The sequence below is a fragment of the Methylobacterium sp. 13MFTsu3.1M2 genome (genome assembly GCF_900112625.1).
GTDB lineage: Bacteria > Pseudomonadota > Alphaproteobacteria > Rhizobiales > Beijerinckiaceae > Methylobacterium.
In genome coordinates this window covers 1-20,785 of record NZ_FOMM01000019.1, presented here as the reverse complement: position 1 = coordinate 20,785, position 20,785 = coordinate 1, and the positions used below count along the sequence as shown (strand labels likewise).

At 72.0% G+C, this 20,785-nt stretch carries 22 protein-coding genes; 10 read left to right on the top strand and 12 right to left on the bottom strand.

Going from position 1 to position 20,785, the window contains the following annotated elements; translation table 11 throughout:
- Positions 1 to 14: 14 nt before the first annotated feature.
- The 5 genes from BM314_RS19200 (at position 15) to BM314_RS19180 (ending at position 6,567) form a co-directional block, all read left to right on the top strand.
- On the top strand, positions 15 to 1,823 hold the full coding sequence (locus BM314_RS19200) for a SpoIIE family protein phosphatase (RefSeq protein WP_091979570.1): 1,809 nt from the start codon (positions 15 to 17) through the stop codon (positions 1,821 to 1,823).
- 198 nt (positions 1,824 to 2,021) lie between these two features.
- Complete coding sequence (locus BM314_RS19195) at positions 2,022 to 3,152, top strand: L-talarate/galactarate dehydratase (RefSeq protein ID WP_020091212.1); 1,131 nt, start codon at positions 2,022 to 2,024, stop codon at positions 3,150 to 3,152.
- A gap of 635 nt (positions 3,153 to 3,787) precedes the next feature.
- A complete protein-coding gene (locus BM314_RS19190; protein ID WP_091979568.1) occupies positions 3,788 to 4,675 on the top strand; it encodes a heme/hemin ABC transporter substrate-binding protein in 888 nt (295 codons plus the stop codon).
- A gap of 24 nt (positions 4,676 to 4,699) precedes the next feature.
- The gene (locus tag BM314_RS19185; RefSeq protein WP_091979566.1) at positions 4,700 to 5,743 is read left to right on the top strand and encodes a FecCD family ABC transporter permease; all 1,044 of its coding nucleotides are present in this window, start codon (positions 4,700 to 4,702) and stop codon (positions 5,741 to 5,743) included.
- A 2-nt stretch (positions 5,744 to 5,745) separates the two neighbouring features.
- Positions 5,746 to 6,567, top strand: a complete 822-nt coding sequence (locus BM314_RS19180) for a heme ABC transporter ATP-binding protein (protein WP_091979564.1) — start codon at positions 5,746 to 5,748, stop codon at positions 6,565 to 6,567.
- On the opposite strand, the gene BM314_RS19175 is transcribed toward BM314_RS19180, so the two are convergent.
- Together BM314_RS19175 and BM314_RS19170 are read right to left on the bottom strand one after the other, a co-directional pair.
- Positions 6,564 to 7,496, bottom strand: coding sequence for a glycosyltransferase family 2 protein (locus BM314_RS19175; protein WP_091979562.1), 933 nt, complete (start codon positions 7,494 to 7,496; stop codon positions 6,564 to 6,566). The genes BM314_RS19180 and BM314_RS19175 overlap by 4 nt on opposite strands.
- A gap of 4 nt (positions 7,497 to 7,500) precedes the next feature.
- Complete coding sequence (locus BM314_RS19170; RefSeq protein WP_234081757.1) at positions 7,501 to 8,520, bottom strand: glycosyltransferase family 2 protein; 1,020 nt, start codon at positions 8,518 to 8,520, stop codon at positions 7,501 to 7,503.
- A gap of 555 nt (positions 8,521 to 9,075) precedes the next feature.
- On the opposite strand from BM314_RS19170, the gene BM314_RS19165 reads away from it, so the two are divergent.
- Entirely contained in the window at positions 9,076 to 9,297 is a 222-nt protein-coding gene (locus tag BM314_RS19165; RefSeq protein ID WP_020091205.1) for a DUF6894 family protein, read from the top strand.
- Positions 9,298 to 9,317: 20 nt separating this feature from the next.
- Here the strand turns inward: BM314_RS19165 and BM314_RS19160 are convergent, their stop codons facing one another.
- Entirely contained in the window at positions 9,318 to 10,394 is a 1,077-nt protein-coding gene (locus BM314_RS19160; protein WP_091979560.1) for an acyltransferase family protein, read from the bottom strand.
- 175 nt (positions 10,395 to 10,569) lie between these two features.
- Positions 10,570 to 10,722, bottom strand: coding sequence for a hypothetical protein (locus tag BM314_RS30670; protein ID WP_020091203.1), 153 nt, complete (start codon positions 10,720 to 10,722; stop codon positions 10,570 to 10,572).
- A 211-nt stretch (positions 10,723 to 10,933) separates the two neighbouring features.
- Here BM314_RS30670 and BM314_RS19155 point away from each other — a divergent pair, with 211 nt between their 5' ends.
- Together BM314_RS19155 and BM314_RS19150 are read left to right on the top strand one after the other, a co-directional pair.
- Positions 10,934 to 11,671, top strand: coding sequence for a sugar transferase (locus BM314_RS19155; RefSeq protein ID WP_091979558.1), 738 nt, complete (start codon positions 10,934 to 10,936; stop codon positions 11,669 to 11,671).
- Between the two features lie 54 nt (positions 11,672 to 11,725).
- Positions 11,726 to 11,956: a hypothetical protein gene (locus tag BM314_RS19150; RefSeq protein ID WP_020091201.1), complete on the top strand. Its 231-nt coding sequence runs from the start codon at positions 11,726 to 11,728 to the stop codon at positions 11,954 to 11,956.
- 309 nt (positions 11,957 to 12,265) lie between these two features.
- Here the strand turns inward: BM314_RS19150 and BM314_RS19145 are convergent, their stop codons facing one another.
- The gene (locus BM314_RS19145) at positions 12,266 to 13,123 is read right to left on the bottom strand and encodes a glycoside hydrolase family 16 protein (protein ID WP_091979556.1); all 858 of its coding nucleotides are present in this window, start codon (positions 13,121 to 13,123) and stop codon (positions 12,266 to 12,268) included.
- A gap of 206 nt (positions 13,124 to 13,329) precedes the next feature.
- Here BM314_RS19145 and BM314_RS19140 point away from each other — a divergent pair, with 206 nt between their 5' ends.
- Entirely contained in the window at positions 13,330 to 14,355 is a 1,026-nt protein-coding gene (locus BM314_RS19140) for a glycosyltransferase family 2 protein (RefSeq protein WP_091979554.1), read from the top strand.
- Between the two features lie 31 nt (positions 14,356 to 14,386).
- Here the strand turns inward: BM314_RS19140 and BM314_RS19135 are convergent, their stop codons facing one another.
- The 4 genes from BM314_RS19135 to BM314_RS19120 all read right to left on the bottom strand — a co-directional run bounded on the left by BM314_RS19135 (position 14,387) and on the right by BM314_RS19120 (position 16,040).
- Entirely contained in the window at positions 14,387 to 14,692 is a 306-nt protein-coding gene (locus tag BM314_RS19135) for a hypothetical protein (protein WP_091979552.1), read from the bottom strand.
- 175 nt (positions 14,693 to 14,867) lie between these two features.
- Complete coding sequence (locus BM314_RS19130; RefSeq protein ID WP_020091197.1) at positions 14,868 to 15,173, bottom strand: hypothetical protein; 306 nt, start codon at positions 15,171 to 15,173, stop codon at positions 14,868 to 14,870.
- A gap of 317 nt (positions 15,174 to 15,490) precedes the next feature.
- Positions 15,491 to 15,718, bottom strand: coding sequence for a hypothetical protein (locus BM314_RS19125; protein ID WP_091979551.1), 228 nt, complete (start codon positions 15,716 to 15,718; stop codon positions 15,491 to 15,493).
- Between the two features lie 100 nt (positions 15,719 to 15,818).
- Positions 15,819 to 16,040: a DUF6894 family protein gene (locus BM314_RS19120; RefSeq protein WP_020091195.1), complete on the bottom strand. Its 222-nt coding sequence runs from the start codon at positions 16,038 to 16,040 to the stop codon at positions 15,819 to 15,821.
- Positions 16,041 to 16,446: 406 nt separating this feature from the next.
- Between BM314_RS19120 and BM314_RS19115 the strand changes: the two genes are divergently transcribed.
- A complete protein-coding gene (locus BM314_RS19115) occupies positions 16,447 to 17,832 on the top strand; it encodes a UDP-glucose dehydrogenase family protein (protein ID WP_091979549.1) in 1,386 nt (461 codons plus the stop codon).
- 369 nt (positions 17,833 to 18,201) lie between these two features.
- On the opposite strand, the gene BM314_RS19110 is transcribed toward BM314_RS19115, so the two are convergent.
- The 3 genes from BM314_RS19110 to BM314_RS19100 all read right to left on the bottom strand — a co-directional run.
- A complete protein-coding gene (locus BM314_RS19110; RefSeq protein WP_020091193.1) occupies positions 18,202 to 19,029 on the bottom strand; it encodes a LuxR C-terminal-related transcriptional regulator in 828 nt (275 codons plus the stop codon).
- A gap of 763 nt (positions 19,030 to 19,792) precedes the next feature.
- A protein-coding gene (locus BM314_RS19105; RefSeq protein WP_091979548.1) for an IS5 family transposase occupies positions 19,793 to 20,547 on the bottom strand; the annotation gives its coding sequence in 2 pieces (ribosomal slippage) (positions 19,793 to 20,217 and positions 20,217 to 20,547; 756 coding nt in all).
- 94 nt (positions 20,548 to 20,641) lie between these two features.
- On the bottom strand, positions 20,642 to 20,785 hold a 144-nt coding region (locus BM314_RS19100; RefSeq protein WP_139237824.1), incomplete at its 5' end, for a transposase.

Sequence of the window (20,785 nt, the reverse complement as noted above, 5' to 3'; positions counted from 1 at the left end):
CGGAGTGACGTCGCGTGAGCGGACCTGACACGGCCCTGGACAGCCCGCGTCCCGCCGGGGGGATCCGCGGCGCGCGACCGCTGCGGACCGGGGATGCACTGGCGCGGCTCGGCTTCGCCGACATCGATCCGGTCCCGGCCGCCGGCGGCGCCGGGCGCGCGGGCGGCCTGCGCGGGGCCGGCCCGATCCGCCGGGGCGATCCCCTGTCGAAGCGCGGCTTCGCCGACGTGCTGGCCGCGGGCGCGCCCGCGGACGAGCTGATGAAGCCCGGCGCCCTGCGCGGGGCGGCCCGAGGCCGCGACCTCGACAGCCTGTCCCACACCCTGTTCCTGCGCATCTACCCGGTGATCGGCGCCCTCCTGCTGCTGACCCAGCTCGGGATCGCCTGGGTGACCTACACCGACCAGCTCCGGCTGTACGGCGACCGGGCGCATCTCCTCGCCCGGCTCACCGCCGCGGCGATCGCGCGGCCCGACTGGGCGCGCGACCCGGACGCCTACGACGGCCCGCTCAAGGCCCTGGCCGCCGAGCCCGATTTCGCCCACGCCGTCCTGCGCGACGCCACGGGCCACGTCGTCGGGACGGCGGGCGCGGCGCCCCCCGCGCGGGGCTGGTCCACCCTCTCGGCCCAGGCCGACCTGTCGGTGCCCGGCCGCGCCGGCCCGGCGGGCAGCCTGACCGTCACGGTCTCCACGAAGGCGCTGCGGGACAACGCGGCGTGGCAGGTGATGCTCGCCCTCGGCGCCAGCGTCGGGCTGATGATCGCCTTCGTGGTCACCCTGCACGCCACCGTGCGCCGCCACGTCATGGCGCCGCTGATGCGGCTGCTGCTCGCCATGCGGGAGATCGAGCACAAGCGCTGGACGACCGTGGAGCTCGGGGGCGCCTACCGGCCGAGCAACGAGATCGACGTCATCAGCCAGGCCTTCAACCGCATGGTCGAGGGCCTGCGGAGCGGTGACGCCGCCAAGCAGCTCCTCGTCGAGCTGGAGCAGGCCCACGATAGGCTGGAGCGCGCCAACCGCCAGGTGGTCGAGAGCATCGGCTACGCGCGGCGCATCCAGGATTCGGTGCTGCCGGATCGCAACGCCCTGGCGGGCGCGGGGGTCGAGGTCGCGGTGCTGTGGGAGCCGCTCCACGTCGTCGGCGGCGACTATTTCTGGCTGGAGGAGATCGACGGCCTCTGCGTGATCGCGGTGGCCGACTGCACCGGCCACGGCGTGCCCGGCGCGTTCCTGACCCTGATCGTCGCGACCGCCCTCGACCGGCTGCTGCACGAGCGCGGCCTGCGCGCGCCGGCGGCGATCCTGGCCGGGCTCGACACGATGGTCCGCACGCAGCTCCGCCAGGACGGCCGCGGCGCCGAATCGGATGACGGGCTCGATTGCGGCCTGTGCGTCTGGGACCGCGCGGCCGGGACGCTGCACTTCGCCGGCGCCGGCCTGTCGCTCACGGTGGTCCGGGACGGCGTGGCCGAGCGCGTCCGCGGCGGCCGCCGGGGGCTCGGCTACCCGCGCCCCGCCCGTGACGGGCAGCCGGAGGACGTCGTCGCGGACATCGCCGTTCCGGTGGCGGGCGCCACCTTCTACCTGATGACGGACGGCATCACCGACCAGATGGGCCGCGCGGCGCCCGACCGGGCGCCGCGGCTCCTCGGCCGGCGCGGCGTGGCCGACAGCCTCCTGCGCCACGCCGACCTGCCCCTCGCCGCCCAGACCGTGGCCCTCGAGGCCGATCTCGACGCCTATCGCGGGACCGAAGCCCGGCGGGATGACATGACCCTGGTGGCGTTCCGGCTTCCTCCGGCGACGGCCGCCGGCTGAGACCGGCCGTCCCCCTCGGGGCCATCGATGCCAGGTGCGCATCGATCGATCCAACAATGACGTTGGACAGGCCGTCCGGCCTGCGCCACTCCTGGGCCCGGCCCCGGGAGAGCCGTCGCGGTCGCCGCCGAGAGGCACCGCCAAGAACCGCCTCCGGGGCTTCCAGCGCGCCCCCGCGGACAAGACCTGGAGGAAGCCATGGCTGAGGACGCCGTCACCGGGATCCGCCTGCGGTCCGTCGCCCTGCCGCTGAGGACCCCGATCAGCGACGCCAAGGTGCTCACCGGCCGCCAGAAGCCGATGACCGAGATCGCGATCCTGTTCTGCGAGGTCGAGAGCCGGGAGGGCCATCGCGGCCTCGGGATCAGCTATTCCAAGCGCGCCGGCGGGCCGGGCCAGTTCGCCCATGCCCGCGAGATCGCTCCGGCGCTGCTCGGGGCGGATCCGAGCGACATCGCCAAGGCCTGGGACACGCTCGCCTGGGCCGGCGCCTCGGCCGGCCGCAGCGGCCTCGCCGTCCAGGCGATCGGCGCCTTCGACGTGGCCCTGTGGGATCTCAAGGCGCGGCGGGCCGGCCTGTCGCTCGCCAAGCTCCTCGGGGCGCAGCGCGACTCGGTGCGCTGCTACAACACCTCGGGCGGCTTCCTGCACACGCCGCTGGAGGAGCTGCTCGTCAACACCGACCGCGCCCGGGCGAAGGGCATCGGCGGCATCAAGCTGAAGGTCGGCCAGCCGGACTGGGCCGAGGATATCCGCCGGGTCTCGCGGGTGCGCGAGCATCTGGGCGACGCCTTCCCGCTCATGGTCGACGCCAACCAGCAATGGGATCGGCCGACCGCGATGCGGATGGGCCGGACCTTCGAGCGCTTCAACCTGATCTGGATCGAGGAGCCCCTCGACTGCCTGGACGCCGCCGGGCACGCGGCCCTGGCCGCCGCCCTCGACACGCCGGTCGCCACCGGCGAGATGCTGACGAGCGTCGCCGAGCACTGGGACTTCATCCGCCAGGGCGGCGCCGACTTCCTGATGCCCGACGCGCCGCGGGTCGGCGGCATCACGCCCTTCCTCAAGGTGGCGGCGCTCGCCGAGTTCGCCGGGCTGACGATCGCGCCGCACTTCTCGATGGAGCTCCACATCCACCTCGCCGCCGCGCTGCAGCGGGAGCCCTGGGTCGAGCATTTCGAGTGGCTGGAGCCGCTGTTCAACGAGCGGCTGGAGCTGGAGGACGGCCGCATGCGCGTGCCGACCCGGCCGGGCCTCGGCCTCTCCCTGAGCGAGCAGGCGCTGGCCTGGACGCGCGAGACCGCCGGGTTCGGCAGCCTCGGCTGAGCGCACGGGGAGGGGACGCTCCGAGGCCGGCCGACCCGGATCGTCCGATCCTCCCCCCATCCCGCGGTGCGGTCGCGCGGCGGCCGCCTCGAAGGAGCTCTCTGCCGAGGCCGCGACGCGTCACCTCAGGACGAGGGTCGGACCTCGTCGTGCCGCGCTCCGCCCGAGCGGGCACAGCGAAGGCCCGTTCTGTCCCGACCACGCCGTCGGGCGGCCCACCGGAGCCGGGGACCGGCGCCGCCTGTACCAGTGTCCGCCGCCCGGAATCGACCGCCGGCGCGCGCGCGACGATATCCTGACCTGGAAAATGACATAGGCCGCTTTTTCAAGCCGGTCAGCGAAGTAAAACCGTGACTTTTTCGCGGGGTAGCGTCCGCGATCGATTACCGATACGCTGCGCTTCTGTCGTCGCGATCCTCTCATTTGAAAATTTATAAAGAACAGATCTGGAGTGACCGGTCCATGTCGTGTGTCGAAGGAGAAGGTCATCGCCGCGTCCCGGGCGGCACGCGCGCGGGGCCCGGCGCGACGCGGCCGGTCGCGCGTTCCGAGGCGGCGGGCAAGATCGTCAACCGCCACGGCGATCACGCCTGTCGCCTGCGGCTGACCGCCGGCGCCGCGCCGATGCTGACCCGATGAGCCCCCCCGGCCATCTGTCGCGCCGCGCGCTCCTGGCCGCCGCGGCGGCCGGGGCGCTCGCCCCGCGCGCCGCCGCCGCGCAGGCGGCCACCCGCATCGCCGCCCTGGGCGGGGCCGTCACCGAGATCCTCTACCGCCTCGGCGCCGGCGGCCGGATCGTCGCGGTCGACACGACCAGCCTCTACCCGCCCGAGGCGCTGCGCGAGAAGCCGAGTGTCGGCTACCTGCGGGCGCTCTCGGCCGAGGGCCTTCTGGCGCAGCAGCCCGACCTGATCATCGCCGCCGAGGGGGCCGGGCCGCCGGCCGTCCTGGCGCAGCTGCGCGAGGCCGGGCTGCGCGTCGAGACGGTGACAGAGCCGCCGAATCCCGAGGGCGTGCTGGACAAGATCGAGACGGTCGGGCGCCTCGCCGGCCTGGAGCGCGAGGCCGAGGCGCTCGAGACCGAGGTCCGCGCGCGCTTCGCCGACCTCGCGACCCGGCGCGCCCGGATCGCCCGGATCGCCCGGGCGGCCCGGGCCCTCGTCGTCCTGTCGGTCCAGGGCGGCCGGACCGTCGTCGGCGGCACCGGCTCCTCGGCGGACGGCATCCTGGCCCTGGCGGGCATCGGCAACGCGGCCGCGGGCCTGGAGGGCTTCAAGCCGATGACCGACGAGGCCATCGTGGCCGCCGCCCCCGACGCGGTGGTGATGATGCAGAACGGGCCCGAGCCGCCGAAGCCCGAGAGCATCTTCGCCCCCGGCACGGCCCTCGGCCAGACGCCGGCGGCGGCGCGGGGGCGGCTGGTGGCCATGGACGGCCTCTACCTCCTCGGGTTCGGGCCGCGCACGCCCGAGGCCGCCACCGACCTGATGCGGGCGCTCTACCCGGACCTGCCGCGTGACTGAGCCGCGCGGCGGCGGGCGGGGCGCGTGAGCCGCCGCGCGGCGCCCTGGGTGCTGGGTGTCCTGGCGGCCGTGGTGCTCGCCGCCGCCCTGCTCTCGGTGAGCCTCGGGGCGATCCCCATCCCGCCGGACCGGGTCCTCGCGGTCCTGATCGGGGAGGGGAGCGATCCGGCCCGCGCCCGCGACGGGCTGGTGATCCTCTCGATCCGCCTGCCCCGCACCCTGCTGGGGCTGCTGGTCGGGGCCGGGCTGGCGGTCTCGGGGGCGCTGATGCAGGGGCTGTTCCGCAACCCCCTGGCCGATCCGGCGCTGGTCGGGGTCTCGTCGGGGGCGGGGCTCGCGGCCGCGGTGATCATCGTCCTGGGCGACCGGATCCTCGCCGGGCTGGGGCTTGCCGGGCCGCTGCCCTACGCCGCGCTGCCGGCCGGGGCCTTCCTCGGCGGCCTGTGCGCGACCCTCATCCTCTACGCCCTCGCCACCCGGTCCGGGCGCACCGCGATGGCGACGATGCTGCTCGCGGGGATCGCGCTTGGGGCGCTGAGCGGCGCGCTGACCGGCCTGCTGACCTTCGTCAGCGACGACCGGCAACTGCGCGATCTCGCCTTCTGGTCCCTGGGCAGCCTCGGCGGGGCCACCTGGTCCAAGGTCGCGGCCTCGGCGCCGCTGATCCTGCCGGTGCTGGCCGCGGTCCCGCTCCTCGGCCGCGGCCTGAACGCCCTCGTCCTCGGCGAGGCCGAGGCGTTCCATCTCGGCGTCCCGGTGGAGCGGCTGAAGCGCGCCTGCATCGTGCTGGTGGCGGTCGCGGTGGGCGCCAGCGTGGCGGCGGCGGGGGTGATCGGCTTCGTCGGCCTCGTGGTGCCGCACGCCCTGCGGCTGCTGATCGGCCCGGGGCACCGGCTGCTGCTGCCGGCCTCGGCACTCCTCGGCGGCGCCTTCCTGGTCCTCGCCGACGTGGTGGCGCGCCGCGTCGCCGCGCCCGCCGAGCTGCCGATCGGGATCGTCACGGCGCTGGTCGGCGCGCCGGTCTTCCTGTGGCTGCTTCTCGGCCGGGTGCGACCGGACGATGTCTGACAATGTCTGATCCGGCCCTGCTCACGGCCCGCGACCTGACCGTCACGGTGGCGGGGCGCGACCTCGTGCGCGACGTCTCCCTGGCGGTGGCGGGCGGCACCCTGCAGGTGATCGTCGGCCCCAACGGGGCCGGCAAGTCGACCCTCGTCCGCCTGCTCAGCGGCGCCCTTCGCCCGACCCGGGGCAGCGTCGCCTATGACGGTGCGCCCGTGGCGACGATCCCGCCCTGGCGCCTCGCCGCGACGCGGGCGGTGCTGCCGCAGGCGGCGCGCCTCGCCTTCCCGTTCGCGGCGGCCGAGGTCGCCCGGATCGGCCTCGACGGCATCGGCCGGGGCCTCGGGGCCCGCGACCGGGCGGCGATCCTGGCCCAGGCCCTCGCGCGGGCCGACGTGGCGCATCTCGCCGACCGGGCCTACCCGACACTCTCGGGCGGGGAGCAGGCGCGGGTGCAGTTCGCCCGCGTGCTCTGCCAGCTGGAGGCCGGCCGCACGGTGGCGGACCGGCAGGTGCTGCTCCTCGACGAGCCGACCGCGAGCCTCGACCTCCGGCACCAGGGCGCGCTGCTCGACGCCGCCGCCGGGCTGGCGGCGACCGGCGTCGCCGTGGTGGCGATCCTCCACGACCTCAACCTCGCGGCCGCCTACGCCGACCGGCTGCTGGTGCTGGACGGGGGCCGGCTGGTCGCCGGCGGGCGGCCGGCCGAGGTCCTGACCGACGACCTCATCGCCGGGGTCTTCGGCGTCCGCTGGCCGGTCGGGCGGGTGCCGCCGGGCGGCCAGCCCTTCCTGCTACCGCACCGGAACGCGCCCGGTCGGCGCGGCTAGCGATAGCGCGACGGGTGGTATTCCCGGTAGCTCACGCCGATCACGGCCGCGAGCAGCCCGGCCCCGCGGCATAGCGTGTAGCCGCCGCCGATCAGGGTCGCCGGCCTGAGGGACAGGCCGGCGATCCCGAGCCGCAGAAGGCCGCCGCCGAGGCGCACGAAGCCGCGGCCCGCGTTGGCGAGACGGCCGCCCACCGTTTCCGGGCGGAGCCGGCCGAGATAGGCCTCGACGCTGCCGCTGCGGTACCAGCGCGCCAGCAGCCAGCGCACCCGCATCCGGTGCGTCGGGATGCTGTCGTAGACCACGGCCGTCTCGGCCCAGGCGATCCGGTGCCCGGCGAGCATCAGGGCCCGGAAGAAGAACGTGTCCTCGCCGCCCATCGTGTTGAAGCGCATGTCGAACGACAGGCCCAGCGCCCGGATCACCCGCAGGTCCAGGAGCGCGTTGGCGGTGTAGCCGTCCTCCACGTAGCCGTCGCGGACCGGCAGGCGCTTGGCGAAGAAGCCCCCGGCGGCCGCCCAGGCGGGCGGAACCCGGTCGAAGAACGGCACGACCGGCCCGACGCAGGCCGCGACGCCCGCGGCGAGGGCGGTCTCGAGCAGGTTGTGGAGCCAGTCGCGGTCGGGAAACTCGTCGTCGTCGATCAGAGCGACCCAATCCGCGCCGGCCGCGGAGGCCTCCGCGAGGCTGCGGTTGCGGACCGCGGCGAGGCCGCGGGTCTCCTCCCGGGCGTAGGTGACGGGGAAGCGGCCGGTCGCCCGGTAGGCCTCCACCACCGGGACGGCGGCGCGGCTGCGCCCGTTGTCGATGATCAGGATGCGCAGGGCGGTCTCGGCGAGGCTGCCGAGCCGCTGCTGGTCCAGGGCCTTGAGCAGGCGCGCCAGCCCCACGGGCCGCTCGCAGGTGCAGATGCAGATGCACAGGCGCATCGTCTTACCTCTGTCCGATCGGGTGGGCGTGCGGCCGCGGCCGCAGGCGCTTGCCCGCCGCCGCCAGCAGCGTCGCGGCCAGGAACCGCCAGATCCGGGGATGCCGGAGCGCCAGGGTCGCGCCCGCGCGCCAGCGGCCGGCCTGGGCCGCCTCGATGACCTGGGCGATCAGCCGCGTCACCGCGAGGCCGTCGCGGTAGGCGCGGCTGCCGTGGCGGATCTCGGCGGAGCGCGACCGCGCCTCGGCGAGGCGGCCGTGCTCGGCCCGGGCCGCGAAGGCCGCGTCGAGGCGCGCGATGTCGGCCTGGCGCAGCCGGTGCGACAGCGAGGTGGGTCCGCGCCGGTAGCCGTAGCCCGCGTAGGTGGTGACCACGAACCGCGCCCCCGCCGCGAGGGCTTCCAGGCACAGCAGGAAATCCTCCCCGATCCGGACGCCCTCGTCGTACCGGATGCCGTGCCGGCGCAGGATCTCGGCGCGCATCATGGGCTTGAGGTAGCCGAGCTTGGTCACCCGGCTGAGCAGCTGGTTGCTGGCGATGTACTTGGCGAGGTCGATCTCGAACAGGTACGGCTCCCGGCCGCCCTCCAGCATGCCCGGCCCCTGCGGGTCGAACATGTCGGTGAACGGGATCGGGTTGTCGGCGACGATGTCGGCATCCGCCGCGAGCGCGAGATCGAGCAGGGTCCGGGTGCGGTCGGGCAGGATCAGGTCGTCGGCGTCGAGGATCGCGATCCACCGGCCCCGGGCGGCGTTCAGCGCCGCGTTCCGGGCGCTCGACGGGCCCCGGGGCGTGCCCGGTCCGGCATCGGCGAGAGGAATGACGCGGACCCGCGGATCGGCTTCCGCCAGGCGCGCCAGCACGGAGGCGGTCCCGTCCCGCGAGCCGTCATCGACCGCCACCACCTCCACGGCGACGCCGGTCTGGGCGAGGGCGGAACGGATGGCCGTCTCGATCCAGGGCGCCGCGTCGTGCGCGGCCATGATGAACGAGACGTCCACGAAGGTGCCCCGAGCATCGGACAAGAGTTGATCCGCCATCGCGCTTCCTGGGCCGCCGGGCGCGGCCTCCGAGACCGCCCCCGACTTTGGCCGGAAGCGATCGGCGCGCACGACGCTCAAAGGGCGTAGGGCGGCCGCCATCCCCTCCCATTGCGGGGGATGGCCCCGACGGCCGGAACAGGTCAGTGCGTGTCGGGGGCTGTGTCGCCCGTGGGGCGGGAATTCCGGACGCTGAGGCCCTTCGCCAGAATCGTCCGGACGTGGGCGCGCAATTTTTGTTTCCTCTCCGCCGAGGCAGGAGAATCTTTTTTGAGGCTCGAATCGCCGGAGGCTGCCATGTCGAACGCCCCTGAGGCCCGTCACCGCGCGCCGCCATCGCCGAAGCGGCCGCAAGGGTGATCGGCGATACCTATAATGGATTATTTGGCTGGAATCTCGACATTATTGCAACGCAACCAACGAAAACAGTTTTGATGTTTGTTAAGGTTTATGTCTCCTACTGAGCATTGTCGGACGTGGGCGAACTACGTAGGTAGTATCCGAGGGCCCTCCCGAGGGCGGAAATCAGGGAGGAGATGAGTGCCCAGTCGCTTCTATTTCGACATCGAGAACGGCGAGGAGACGATCCGCGACGCGCAGGGCGTGGAAGCCGCGGACTTGGCCGAGGCGCTCGCGGAGGCCCGCAGCGTGATCGACGAAATGGCGGGTGAACTGGAGGTCGCGGGACCGGCCGGCGCGTGGACGCTCGTCGTGCGCGACGCCACCGGCGCGGAGGTCGGCCGGGTGCCGATCAAGGGCTGAGCCGGGGACGCGCGAGCGGATTACGGGCCGACCAGCGCGGAGGCGCCGACCCGCCGGCGCGGGGCCCGCAGCAGCCGGCGTGCGGGCCGCTCCAGGAGCCGCCACGACAGTTCGGCCAGCAGCAGCGTCAGCATCAGGTCGAGCGCCATGGAGACCGAGCGCGGTCCGGCGACGTCGAGGCCGACGAGGGCCAGCACGCGCTCCGCGTGGAGCGGCACGTGGAACAGGTAGGCGGCGTAGCTGATCACGCCGATCCGGCGCAGCCACGGGATCTCCAGGAGGGCGACCGCGCGGCCCTCCCGCGCCTCGACCACCTGCAGTAGCAGCAGCGCCGCCAGGACGCCGCTGAGGCGGCCGAGAACGAGCCACCAGCCGGTCGGCGCGATCAGGAGCGGCAGGGCCGCGAACAGGGCCAGCACGCCGGCCAGGGCGGCGTCGCGGGCGAGCCAGGCCGGGAGCGGCCGGGTGCGCAGGCCGGCGAGGCCGCCCAGCGCGATCAGTCCGACATTGGCCAGGGTGTCGACGTCGAAGCACCGCGGCGCGGCGCCCGCCCGCCACAGGGCACCGTGCGCCAGGACGCTGATCCCGACCAGGAGCCAGCACAGCGTGCCGAGGTGGCGCCGCGGCAGGAACAGGGCCGCCGGCGCGAACAGCAGGTAGAATTGCTGCTCGACCGCGAGGCTCCAGAGATGGCCGAGCTCGGTGCCCCAGCCGTTCAGCTCGATGTAGATGTTGGTGACGTAGAACCACGTCGCGAGCTTGAACGCGTCGTTGCCGAGACTGGCCGGGTCGCCGGGCCGGACCGTGTAGAGCACGAACAGGAAGACGTAGTAGACCGGCACGATCCGGGCGACGCGATTCCGGTAGAACAGCCCGAGGCTGCCGAGCGGGGTCGACGCGCCCGCCTCCACGGCCGTGCGGGCCGCGGCGAGGATCCGGACGATCAGGAAGCCGCTCAGGACGAAGAACAGCCACACGCCGGCCGTGCCGAGGGCCTCGGTCCTCGGGCTCGGCGCCTTGTGGCTGACGAAGACCATCAGGAACGCCAGGGCCCGCAGGCCGTCGAACCCGTTGATGCGGCGCTCTGAAGGGGCCACGGCGCGTCCTGTCCGGTGATCGACCGCGCCGCGCCGGGGCAGAACGCGCCCGCGCGGCCGGGTCCGGCCGGGAGGGCCGGGCAGCCCGGTTTAGACCGGCCCCCGCGCGGGGGGCCCTTACCTCGATCGGCGGACGGGACCTCCCCGAAAGCGGTCCCGCCGCCCGGCAGGGCCGTCAGCGGCGGCGGATGAGCAGGACGACGAGGCCGACGGCGACGGCCGCCCCGGCCTGGGCGGCCAGCAGCGCGAGCAGGAACCCCTTCGGTAGAACAACCGCGAAACCGATCGCTCCTCCAATCAGTGCAGCGAACACCAGCACGACCAGCAACGCCTTACCTCCATTGATGGATCGGCGGCCGTCTTGTTGCCGAACCGGTCGTGGGCCCAGTGTTGTCGCAAGGGTTCCGCCTGCGATCGACGCCCCTTCGGACCGGCCGAGCGCCGCCGAAGCCGGCTGCGGCGAGGCTGGCCGAACCGGCCGGCTGCGCACGTCGCTCCGCAAGTTCCGATCCCGTCTCACCCCGAGTCAAGGAGCCGACATGTTGCGCCCGGCTGGGACCCCGACGCCGATCGAGTCGTCGACGCCGCAGGATATGGTCGAGACGCTGAACGAGGCGTTGGTCAAGACATTGCCGGCCCCGCGGCAGGCCGGCCCCGGCCTCCGGGCGAGCTGGGCGATGAAGCGCGTCCTCGACGCGACGATCGCGCTGACGGCGCTCTTCCTGCTTCTGCCCCTGCTGCTGTTCATCGCCCTGCTGATCTGGGGCAGCGACGGCCGGTCGCCGATCTTCCGACACAAGCGCCTCGGCCGGCACGGGCGCCCCTTCGGATGCCTGAAGTTCCGGTCCATGGTCGCGGACGGCGACGCGGTGCTGGCGCGGCATTTCGCCGAGAATCCCGAGGCCCGGGCGGAGTGGGAGGCGTCCTTCAAGCTCACCCACGATCCCCGCGTCACGGCGCTGGGCCATGTCCTGCGCAAGACGTCCCTCGACGAGCTGCCGCAGCTCTGGAACGTGCTGCGCGGCGAGATGAGCCTCGTGGGGCCGCGGCCGATCGTCCAGGCCGAGGTCGTGCGCTACGGCGCCGACTTCACCGCCTGCTTCTCCGTCCCGCCGGGCCTGACCGGCCTCTGGCAGGTCTCCGGGCGCAGCGACACGGGCTACGCCGAGCGCGTCGCCCTCGATTGCGCCTATGCCAGCCAGTGGAGCCTCCGCCGCGACGTCGCCATCCTGCTCAAGACGGTTCCGGCCGTGCTGAGCCAGCGCGGCAGCCGCTAGGGCCATGACCGGTCGGCCGCGCCGCGCCCGCCGCGCCCGCCGCGGAGCGCGCCGATGAAGGGCATGATGCTCAACGCCCTGCTGGGCGTGATGCTGGGCCGCTTCGGCTCCGTCTGGCGGCTGCTGGTCTTCGTCCCGATCGTCGCGGCCGAGGTCGGCTACGGCCTCCTCGTCTACAACCTGAGCGCCGGCGCGTGCCTGCGGCGCGGGACGGCGCTGCTGGTCTGCGGGCAACTGGCCTTCCTGCTCGGCGCCCTGCTGCGGCCCATCGCCAACGAGCGGTGAGCCGTCCGGGCCCGGTGCGGCCCGGCGCGGCGAACCGGACACGTCAGGCCGGATCCTCCTCGGCGGCCGGCGCCTGAAGGCAGAGCCGCCAGAACTCCACGAAGCCGGCGGCGTACGCGGCGATGACGAGGCTCGACCAATGCATCGCGTGGCTCCGGGCGCGTTCGAGGGCCCAGCCTGCCGCGGAGACGTTAAGATTTAGTCCGGCCCGGTGTCGGGTCCGGTTCCAGGGTCCGGTGCCCGGCGCGGTGTCATGTGTGGTCCGATGCCCGGGGCGGTCGCCGGTGCGGCGTCCGCCCGCCGGTGCGGCTAGCGGCAGACGATCGATTCCTTGAAGCCGCACGGATCGCCCATCCGGGTGAACGCGACCCGCTCGAACAGCGCGGTGACCGGCTGTCCCGAATACTCCGTCGGTCCGAGCCACGACGCGAAGTCCGGGCCCTGTCCCGACCAGACGCTGAGCATGATCTTGCTCGGATGGGAGGGAAGCGGCCGGTCGGGCGTGCCGACGACCTCGCGCAGCAGGCGTCCGTTGACGTACCAGCGCAGGCGGTCGGGCAGCCACTCGAAGGCGTAGTCCGCGGTGGTGGTCGCGGCGTCGAAGCCGAGGGCATCGAGGCTGACGTGCTCGCCGACGCCGCCGACGAAGTAGTTGAGCTGGACCTTGCTCGTGTCCTTGCCGAGCCACTCGAAGTCGATCTCGTCGTTCGTCCGCCGGTCGCCGTTCTCGGGGCCGTTATAGGTGAAGAATGCCGAGACCATGCCGGACCCGGTGCCGGCCCGCATCCGGACCTCGTAGGTGCCGTAGCCGTAGCGCTCGCGGGTCTGGATCTCGGCGCAGCTGAAGGGGCGCTCCTTGTAGGTGATGTCCGTCAGGGACAGCGAGAGTTCGCCGGGCGTCGCGATCCGGGCGCGGTGCTTCGACCACGTGCAGCCCTGCCAGTCGCCGTTGACCCAGCCGTCCGAGACGTACCAGCGGCGTTCGTTCAGGGTGCTGAACAGCTCCACGAAGGATGCGCCGCCCTGGGCAGCCTGGGCCGCGGCGGGAGAGGCGGCCTGGGCCGCGGCCGGCGGCGCGGCGGTCTCGCCCGCGCTCGCGGGATAGGCCTGCAGGAGAAGCGTCGCCGCCACGCAGAGGCGGCGGCCCGGGCCGGACCAGATCGTCATGCGCACGTCCTCAAACCAGTCGCCGCAGGATCGCGGCGGCGCGCATCGTAGCGGCGGGGGCGGCTCCGGCCGGGGATCATTCGGACGATCCGGCCCGGGGCCGGCCCCCTCCTTTCGGACGATCTCGCGCGCCGTGCCGGGATCGCCCTACCGTGCCGGCGGACCGGCCGCGGCGCGGACCGGCCGGAGAGTCGCGGAGTCGTCCGGTGCGCAGCTTAGAGGCCTCGTCCCCCGTCCCGGAGGTCTGCGTCATCATCGCGGCCCGGGACGCCGCGGACACGATCGCGACCGCCGTCGCCTCGGCGCTCCGGCAGCCGGAGGTCGCCGAGGTCATCGTCGTGGACGACGCCTCCGCGGACCCGACGGGCGCGGCCGCCGCGGCGGCCGACGACGGTACGGGCCGCTTGCGGGTTATCCGGCTCACCGAGAATGTCGGGCCGGCCGAGGCCCGGAACCGCGCCATCGCGGCCGCCCGCGCCCCGCTGCTCTGCATCCTCGACGCCGACGACTACTTCCTCGAGGGCCGGCTCGGCCGGCTCCTCTCCGCGCCCCGGACCTGGGATCTGATCGCCGACGACATCGTCATGGTCCGCGGCCGCGAGGCGGCCTCCGCCGCCGGCCTCGTCACCGGACCGGGGCGGCCGCAGCGGCTCACCCTCGCGGCCTTCGTGACCGGCAACATCCCCCGTCCCGGCGCGAGCCGGCGCGAGCTCGGCTTCCTGAAGCCGATCATGCGGCGGGGTTTCCTGGACCGGCAGGGGCTGCGCTACGACGCGCGCCTGCGGCTCGGGGAGGATTACGCCCTCTACGTCGAGGCGCTGGCGGCCGGGGCGGTGTTCGCCGTGACCGCGCCCTGCGGCTACGTCGCGGTCGAGCGGTCGAACTCGCTGAGCGCGCAGCACCGGACGGACGACCTCGGGGCGATGCTGGCCTTCGACGACGCCATGCTGGGCCGGCCGGGTCTCGCCCCGGAGGCGCGGGTGGCCCTCCGGGCCCACCGCGCCGCCACGGCGCGGCGCTGGCAGCACCGGCGCGTCCTCGACCGGCGGCGCGCCCAGGGCTACGCGGCGGCCCTGCGGGAGCTGCTCGGCACGCCCCTGGCGTGGCGCCACATCCTGTCGGTGACCCTGGCAGCCAAGCTGGCGCGCCTCGTGCCCGCGTCCGTGCCGGAGCGGGAGACCGGTCCGCGCCTGCTCCTCGGACCGGAGCGCCGCCTCGAGCCGGCGCGCTGAGCCGGCGCTGGGCCGGGCCGGCAGCGGCGCGTCAGCGGTCGCGCTCCTCCCTGCGCGCCCGCACGGCCGCCACGTCGGACCGGACCTCGTCCAGCGCGCTGCGGACCCGCTCCAGGGCCGTCGAGACCGTCGCGTCCAGGTCCGGATCGACGGCGTCCGGCGCCGTGCCGTGACGGAAGCCGTCCAGCAGGTAGGGCATCATCTTGCCGTGGAGCGCCGTGTAGGCACCGGGACTGGACAACTCGTAGACGACCGCGAGAGCGTGATAGGCTCGGACGAGAACCTCGAGCGCGACATCCGCGCTGCGCGCGCCCCGATCGCAATCATCGCTGCCCATCATCGTGCTTGATAATTTATTGCTGCCCCGTCCGCCGGGTAACATGCCCACCTAAGACTGTCGACGTCGGGAGCCATTGCAATCTTCGATCCCCTATGGCGCGGGGCCGTTTATCCGCGCGCCATGGCTCGACTGCAACAGTCACTGAATAGCGGGGGGCAATTCAAGGTCTCGTCTAGCCGCGGAGCTGCCGCGTCGGCCGGATCATTGTGGCGATCTTGGTCTCGACCTCGACCAAAACGCTGTTCACAAGGTGAAGGGCGCCGTCAACTGTACCGGTTGTCAGGCTCTCGTCGCGGCTCGTCTCCTGGATGATGCGGAAATTGTCCTCGACGAACGCGCGGATCTTCTGCTGAACGTCGACGAACTCTCCCGGATGAGCCGTCTCGTAGAGGAGCGCCAGGGCCAGGTAGGCGCGCCCCACCATGTCCAGCGCCAGGGTCGTGCTGACCTCAGAATGTCCGGCGTCCGGGGGCGACACGACGACTGAATTTCCTGTCGGATGTTAGTTATTTACACTATCACGGACTTTATTTGGCGCCAACCGCGCCGATGATCGGTGATGTGGATTCTGCATTGATTCCCGTCGACCGTGGGCCGGTCCCCGGCGCGGCGGTCGGTGCCCGGTCGGAGCGCCGACACGACGCGCGCGGGCGCCGCGCCTGCCAGCAATCCTCGCCACAGTGATGGACGGACCGCCGGCAGGCCGGTCCGGGTGAGCCCGGCTCGGGTGGTGAGACGCATCCCGTCGCGCGCGGCGCGGGCTCCGTGACCGTCCCGGGCCGATCGCGCGCGGCGTTAACGGCCGGCGGTGGTCCGGCGCTCGGCGCGGTCTTGGCCCGGCGCCAGATCCTGCGCGATCCGCAGCTTGAGCGCGAGGATCCGGTTGTGTCGCGCCATCGCGAGGAGCGACTCGGCGGTCCCGACATCGCCGCGCATCCGCAGCGCGTGGGCGGCCAGCGCCATCTGGGCAGCCATCGCGTCCGCCTGGCGGGCGGCGTGCGGGACGTTCTGGGAGAGGGGCATTCCGGATGGCCACGGTTCGAGGGCTCAGCCGATCCTCCGGACGATCCGTTAACGATATCTTAATGGCCGCACCCCCGCGCTGTCCGAGCGGCGCGGGCCGTCACTTCCGGATGGGCAGGCGGCCGACCAGCCAGCCCTCCTCGTTGCGCACGAGGAGGGTCCAGGGCGGCTCCCGGCCGTTTCCCGTAATCTCGTCGGCCATCTCGGCGATCACGCTACGCGCCTCGATCAGGGCTTCCTCGAGGCCAGCGGCCTCGACCCCCACGTGGTCGTGGATCGTCTCCTCGGCATTTGCGATCTCGAAGTAGAAACGCGCCGCCAACAGGGTTCTCCTCCGCCGGAACTCTTCGGGGAGTTCAGTTCTATAGACCGGTGTTAGCATCTTAGCCGTTCGCGCTCCCGGACAAAGCGGTCGGGAAAAAGCAGCCTGTCTTTGACAATTCGGGTGATGCGCCGGGAAAATGTTCGCGCGATCGTCGACCGGCGCCGCCGGATCAGCCGAATGGCGTAGCCGCCCGGCCGCCGCCATGGCCGGATGGCGATGTAAGGCGCGGTTCGGGGCGGCCCGGCTGCCGGTTCGGGACGGGCCGCGGCGGGGTCGGGCCGGTCGGGCCGAATCGTCGCCGCTACGCCCGATCGGCAGAGCCGCGTACGCCTAAGATATGATGTTGGTGGCCCTGTCGGGCCGCCGTAGACCCGAGCGTCGGTGCGATCGCGGCGAGGATTCCATGAACATCACGATGGTCGGGTCGGGCTATGTCGGTCTGGTCTCTGGCGCGTGCTTTGCGGATTTCGGCCACACGGTCGTGTGCGTCGACAGCAATCGCGGCCGGATCGACGCGCTGAATGCCGGCCGGATGCCGATCTACGAGCCGGGCCTCGAGGCCCTGGTCGCCGAGAACGTCCGCCAGGACCGCCTGTCCTTCATCACCGACCTGGAGACGGCGGTCGGTCAGGCCGACGCGGTCTTCATCGCGGTGGGCACGCCCTCCCGCCGCGGCGACGGCTTCGCCGACCTGAGCTACGTCTACGCGGCCGCCCGCAGCATCGCGCGCGCGCTGCGCGGCTTCACGGTGGTGGTGACCAAGTCGACCGTTCCGGTGGGCACGGGCGACGAGGTCGAGCGCATCATCCGCGAGACCAACCCCGAGGCGCAGTTCGCGGTCGTCTCGAACCCCGAGTTCCTGCGCGAGGGCGCGGCCATCGCCGACTTCAAGCGCCCCGACCGCATCGTCGTCGGCGCCGAGGAGGCGCGGGCCGTGGCTGTGATGGGGGAGGTCTACCGGCCGCTCTACCTCAACGCGGCGCCGATCGTGGTGATGTGGCGCCGGACGGCCGAGCTGACCAAGTACGCGGCGAACGCGTTCCTCGCGGCGAAGATCACGTTTATCAACGAAGTGGCGGACCTGTGCGAGGCGGTGGGCGCGGACGTGCAGGCGGTGGCGCGCGGCATCGGCCTGGACAACCGGATCGGGTCGAAGTTCCTGCACGCCGGGCCGGGCTACGGCGGCTCGTGCTTCCCCAAGGACACGCTGGCCCTGGTCAAGACCGCGCAGGACGCGGGCACGCCGCTGCGGCTGGTCGAGACGGTGGTGGCGGTCAATGACCAGCGCAAGCGCGCGATGGCGCGCAAGGTGATCAAGGCCTGCGGCGGGTCGGTGCGCGGCCGGACGGTGGCGCTGCTCGGCCTGACCTTCAAGCCGAACACCGACGACATGCGCGACGCGCCCGCGCTGGCGATCGTGGCGGGTCTGCAGGACGCCGGCGCCGTAATCCGCGCCTACGATCCCGAGGGCATGGAGCAGGCGCGCCCGCTCCTGCCCGGCGTCGCCTTCGCGGAGGATGCCTACCACTGTGCCGAGGGCGCAGACGCGCTGGTCCTCGTCACCGAGTGGGACGCGTTCCGGGCCCTCGACCTCGACCGGCTGCGGGCGGCGATGCAGCGACCGGTCCTCGTGGATCTCCGCAACGTCTACCGGGCCGCCGACGTCCGGGCGCACGGCTTCGCCTACAGCAGCGTGGGCCGCCCTGACGAACCCGGTGACCAGCCCGGCGACGAGTCCGAGATCCCGCCGGCTCTGCCCCCCGCCGACGCCGTCGCCGGGACCGCGTGAGGCGCGGCCGGGCCCGCGGAACGCGGGCCCGTCGTCGCCCGGCGCCGATGAGGGCGGCGGACGGGAGCCCCGCCGATCCGCTGGACGATCCCCCGTACGAGCGACCCGGCGCGCGGCCGCTCCGGCCGCGGGGACCGCGCCGGCGCGCGGGGCGAGAGGACGGGGAGGCCGATCCGCGGCGTCGGGACCGGGCCGGTGGCGCCGCGCCGATCCGCCGACCGCTTGGCGGGACGGTCCGACGCGAAACGGGTCCCCTCGCGGGCCGCCCGGGCAGGCGACCCACGAGGAGACCCCGAAGCTCCGTCCGGCCGCGCCGGACCGAATTTCTGCCAGGGCGGCCCCGCCGCGGCGGGGCCGGCGCCCGAGCGATCAGGCCGCCGGGGCCTTCACGCTCGCCAGGCTGGAATCTTCCCGGAGGAAGTACTTGTTGGTCAGGTAGGCGACCTCGGTCCGGTTCTTGGCCTTGAGCTTCTTCATGATGTTGCGGACGTGAACCTTCACGGTGCTCTCGCACATGTTGAGTTCGTACGCGATGATCTTGTTCGGCGTCCCCTTCCGGAGCGCCCGCGCCACGCAGAGCTGCCGCGGCGAGAAGATGTCGTCGTCCCCGGCCTCGACCGGCTCGTCCACCTTGATGTTGGCCAGCAGGGGGAGGAGGCATTCGGCCGGGATGTAGACGCCGCCGGCCTGCACGAGCTGGAGCGCCTGCAGGGCGATGTCCACGGAGGTCGTCGTCGGGATGTAGCCTTTGACGCCGAGCTTGATGATCCGCACGATCTGGTCGAGGTTCTCGCCGTCCGAGATGACGGCCACCGGCGGAGCGCCGGCCTCGCCCTGCAGGAACGCCAGTTCCCGCGTGATCTCGGTCCATTCGGTCTCGGTCAGGTTGCCGTCGGGCCGGCAGAGAACGACCACGCTCGCGGCGACGAACGGCGTCTGCCGCTTCCACGATTCGATGTCCGCGAAGACTTCGAACGACGTCTGCCGGTCGGCCTCGCTGAGCGAGGCGGCGAGGCATCGGCCGACGAGCTGGCGTCGATCGATGATGACGATGCGGCTGGCGCGGCCCCGGGACTGGTCCCGTTGCTCGACGACGACCGGGTTGTCACCGGCATGTGCACCCGAAAAGCCGCGGCGGCTTTCGGCCGTGTCCCGCTCAACGAGGGTGAGCGCGTCTCGAGTACCAAGACTGGCCATAGAAAATTACCTCCTTTCGAAGGAAGCCGAATGTCAGCGATGACGGGATACCCAATGCGCTCGCCGACGGCGTGACACTGAGATACGCGGTGGCGCCGGTCGCCTTGGGGCGATTGCCGATGACCACGGATACAATGCTAGCTTTCGTAAAATCGTCTGTAAATACCCTATTTGAATCTTAACCCTTAAATTGCAGGGCTAAATACAATCATCGCGCACTACGTACGTACATAGTGATTTGTTTGATTGCGCACGACGGTGCTGGTGGAGAAATGCATTCGCAAGATCATTCGCCGTCTGTGGTGGTCCGATTCAAGATCTTTTCGAATGTAGTCGCTCAGATGTGGGTTTTAAGAATATCGAAACTTTGTCTTATTCGGAACTACTAGTTGCGTGGTCGTATCGGTGGGACTTCGAGGGCAATTCAATGATCTCGGTGCGATGTAGGTATTCGTGACGGGAGTATTCGAGGGATGAGGGCCCGCTGTACCTGACTGAGGCTAAAAGGCAACATGCGTACTCGGTTGTTTACCATGTTGGGGACCGAGTACTGATTTCATCGGTGCGGCGCTGTACCAAACGGCACGCTCCGCGGGAGGAGAGGCCGCCCCGCGCGCCGTCCGACGCGACGGGCGAATCACTGGCGGATCCCTGCCGGGATCCGGAATCGCCGCGGCGGCGATCGAGAGCGCTCTCCGCCGAAGTGGATACCGGTTCGGCGTGAGAGAGCGCGTCAAGACAAAGGACTAGGTAGGGGACTCATTCAGGTCCATGCGATGACAGAGGAAACGAGCGCGACGGCTGCGAGATAGTTGCAGGCTAGGCGATCGTAGCGGGTCGCGACGCGCCGCCAGTTTTTGAGGTGGCCGAACAGCCGCTCGATCCGATTGCGCCGCCGGTAGGCGACCCGGCTGTGCTTATAGGGTACCGTCCGGGTGGCCGTGGATGGGATGGTGGCGATCACCCGGTGGCTCTTCAGCCAATCTCTCAAGCTCTGTGCGTCGTAGGCCTTGTCGGCGATCAGACGCTTGGGCGGCACCACAGCGCACAGCAGGGGCAGCGCCATGGTGATGTCGGCCACGTTGCCGGGCGTCAGGGCGAACGCGACCGGTCGGCCACGATCATCGGCCAAGCAATGGATTTTGCTCGTGAACCCGCCTCGCGAGCGGCCGATCGCCTGGCTCCAGGCCCCCCTTTTCCGCCGGCAGCCGAGCGGTGGGCCTTCACGTGGGACGCGTCGAGCATCAACTCATCTGGCACGGGGCCTGTGGCCGCGATCTTGGCGAACAGCCGCTGCCAGATCCCGCGCTGAGACCATCTGTTGTAGCGGTTGTAGACCGTCGTGTGCGGACCGTAAGCGGAGGGCGTGTCCTGCCAGCGGCAGCCGACCTTCAGCACATGCAGAATGCCGCTGATCACTCGCCTGTCGTCGACCCGGGGCTTGCCCGGTTGGCCGTGCGGCAGGTGCGGCTCGATCCGCCCCCAGGCTTCATCGGAGAGCCAGAACAACCGTGCCATCGCGAACCTCCTGCGCTGGAAACCCCAATCTCAGGACGAAAACACGAGCAACAGCAGTTGGTTGTATGAGTTCCCTACCTAGGTCGCGGACTCATTAAGCTCGCAGCCAGACCCGCACGGCTGCGAGCTTGACGCTGGCGAGGAAGTTGTCGGGATCCTTGTCGTAGCGCGTGGCGACGGCGCGGAAGTGCTTGATCTTGCTGAAGAAGCGCTCGACCAGATTGCGGTACTTGTACAG

What these genes read in the sequence shown, in the direction of transcription:
- BM314_RS19155 (WP_091979558.1), top strand. Translation starts at nt 10,934, where the DNA reads ATGTTGCGCCCGGCTGGGACCCCGACGCCGATCGAGTCGTCGACGCCG.
- BM314_RS19125 (WP_091979551.1), bottom strand. Translation starts at nt 15,718, where the DNA reads ATGCCCCTCTCCCAGAACGTCCCGCACGCCGCCCGCCAGGCGGACGCG.
- BM314_RS19175 (WP_091979562.1), bottom strand. Translation starts at nt 7,496, where the DNA reads ATGCGCCTGTGCATCTGCATCTGCACCTGCGAGCGGCCCGTGGGGCTG.
- BM314_RS19115 (WP_091979549.1), top strand. Translation starts at nt 16,447, where the DNA reads ATGAACATCACGATGGTCGGGTCGGGCTATGTCGGTCTGGTCTCTGGC.
- BM314_RS19145 (WP_091979556.1), bottom strand. Translation starts at nt 13,123, where the DNA reads ATGACGATCTGGTCCGGCCCGGGCCGCCGCCTCTGCGTGGCGGCGACG.
- BM314_RS19190 (WP_091979568.1), top strand. Translation starts at nt 3,788, where the DNA reads ATGAGCCCCCCCGGCCATCTGTCGCGCCGCGCGCTCCTGGCCGCCGCG.
- BM314_RS19180 (WP_091979564.1), top strand. Translation starts at nt 5,746, where the DNA reads ATGTCTGATCCGGCCCTGCTCACGGCCCGCGACCTGACCGTCACGGTG.
- BM314_RS19150 (WP_020091201.1), top strand. Translation starts at nt 11,726, where the DNA reads ATGAAGGGCATGATGCTCAACGCCCTGCTGGGCGTGATGCTGGGCCGC.
- BM314_RS19195 (WP_020091212.1), top strand. Translation starts at nt 2,022, where the DNA reads ATGGCTGAGGACGCCGTCACCGGGATCCGCCTGCGGTCCGTCGCCCTG.
- BM314_RS19110 (WP_020091193.1), bottom strand. Translation starts at nt 19,029, where the DNA reads ATGGCCAGTCTTGGTACTCGAGACGCGCTCACCCTCGTTGAGCGGGAC.
- BM314_RS19135 (WP_091979552.1), bottom strand. Translation starts at nt 14,692, where the DNA reads ATGGGCAGCGATGATTGCGATCGGGGCGCGCGCAGCGCGGATGTCGCG.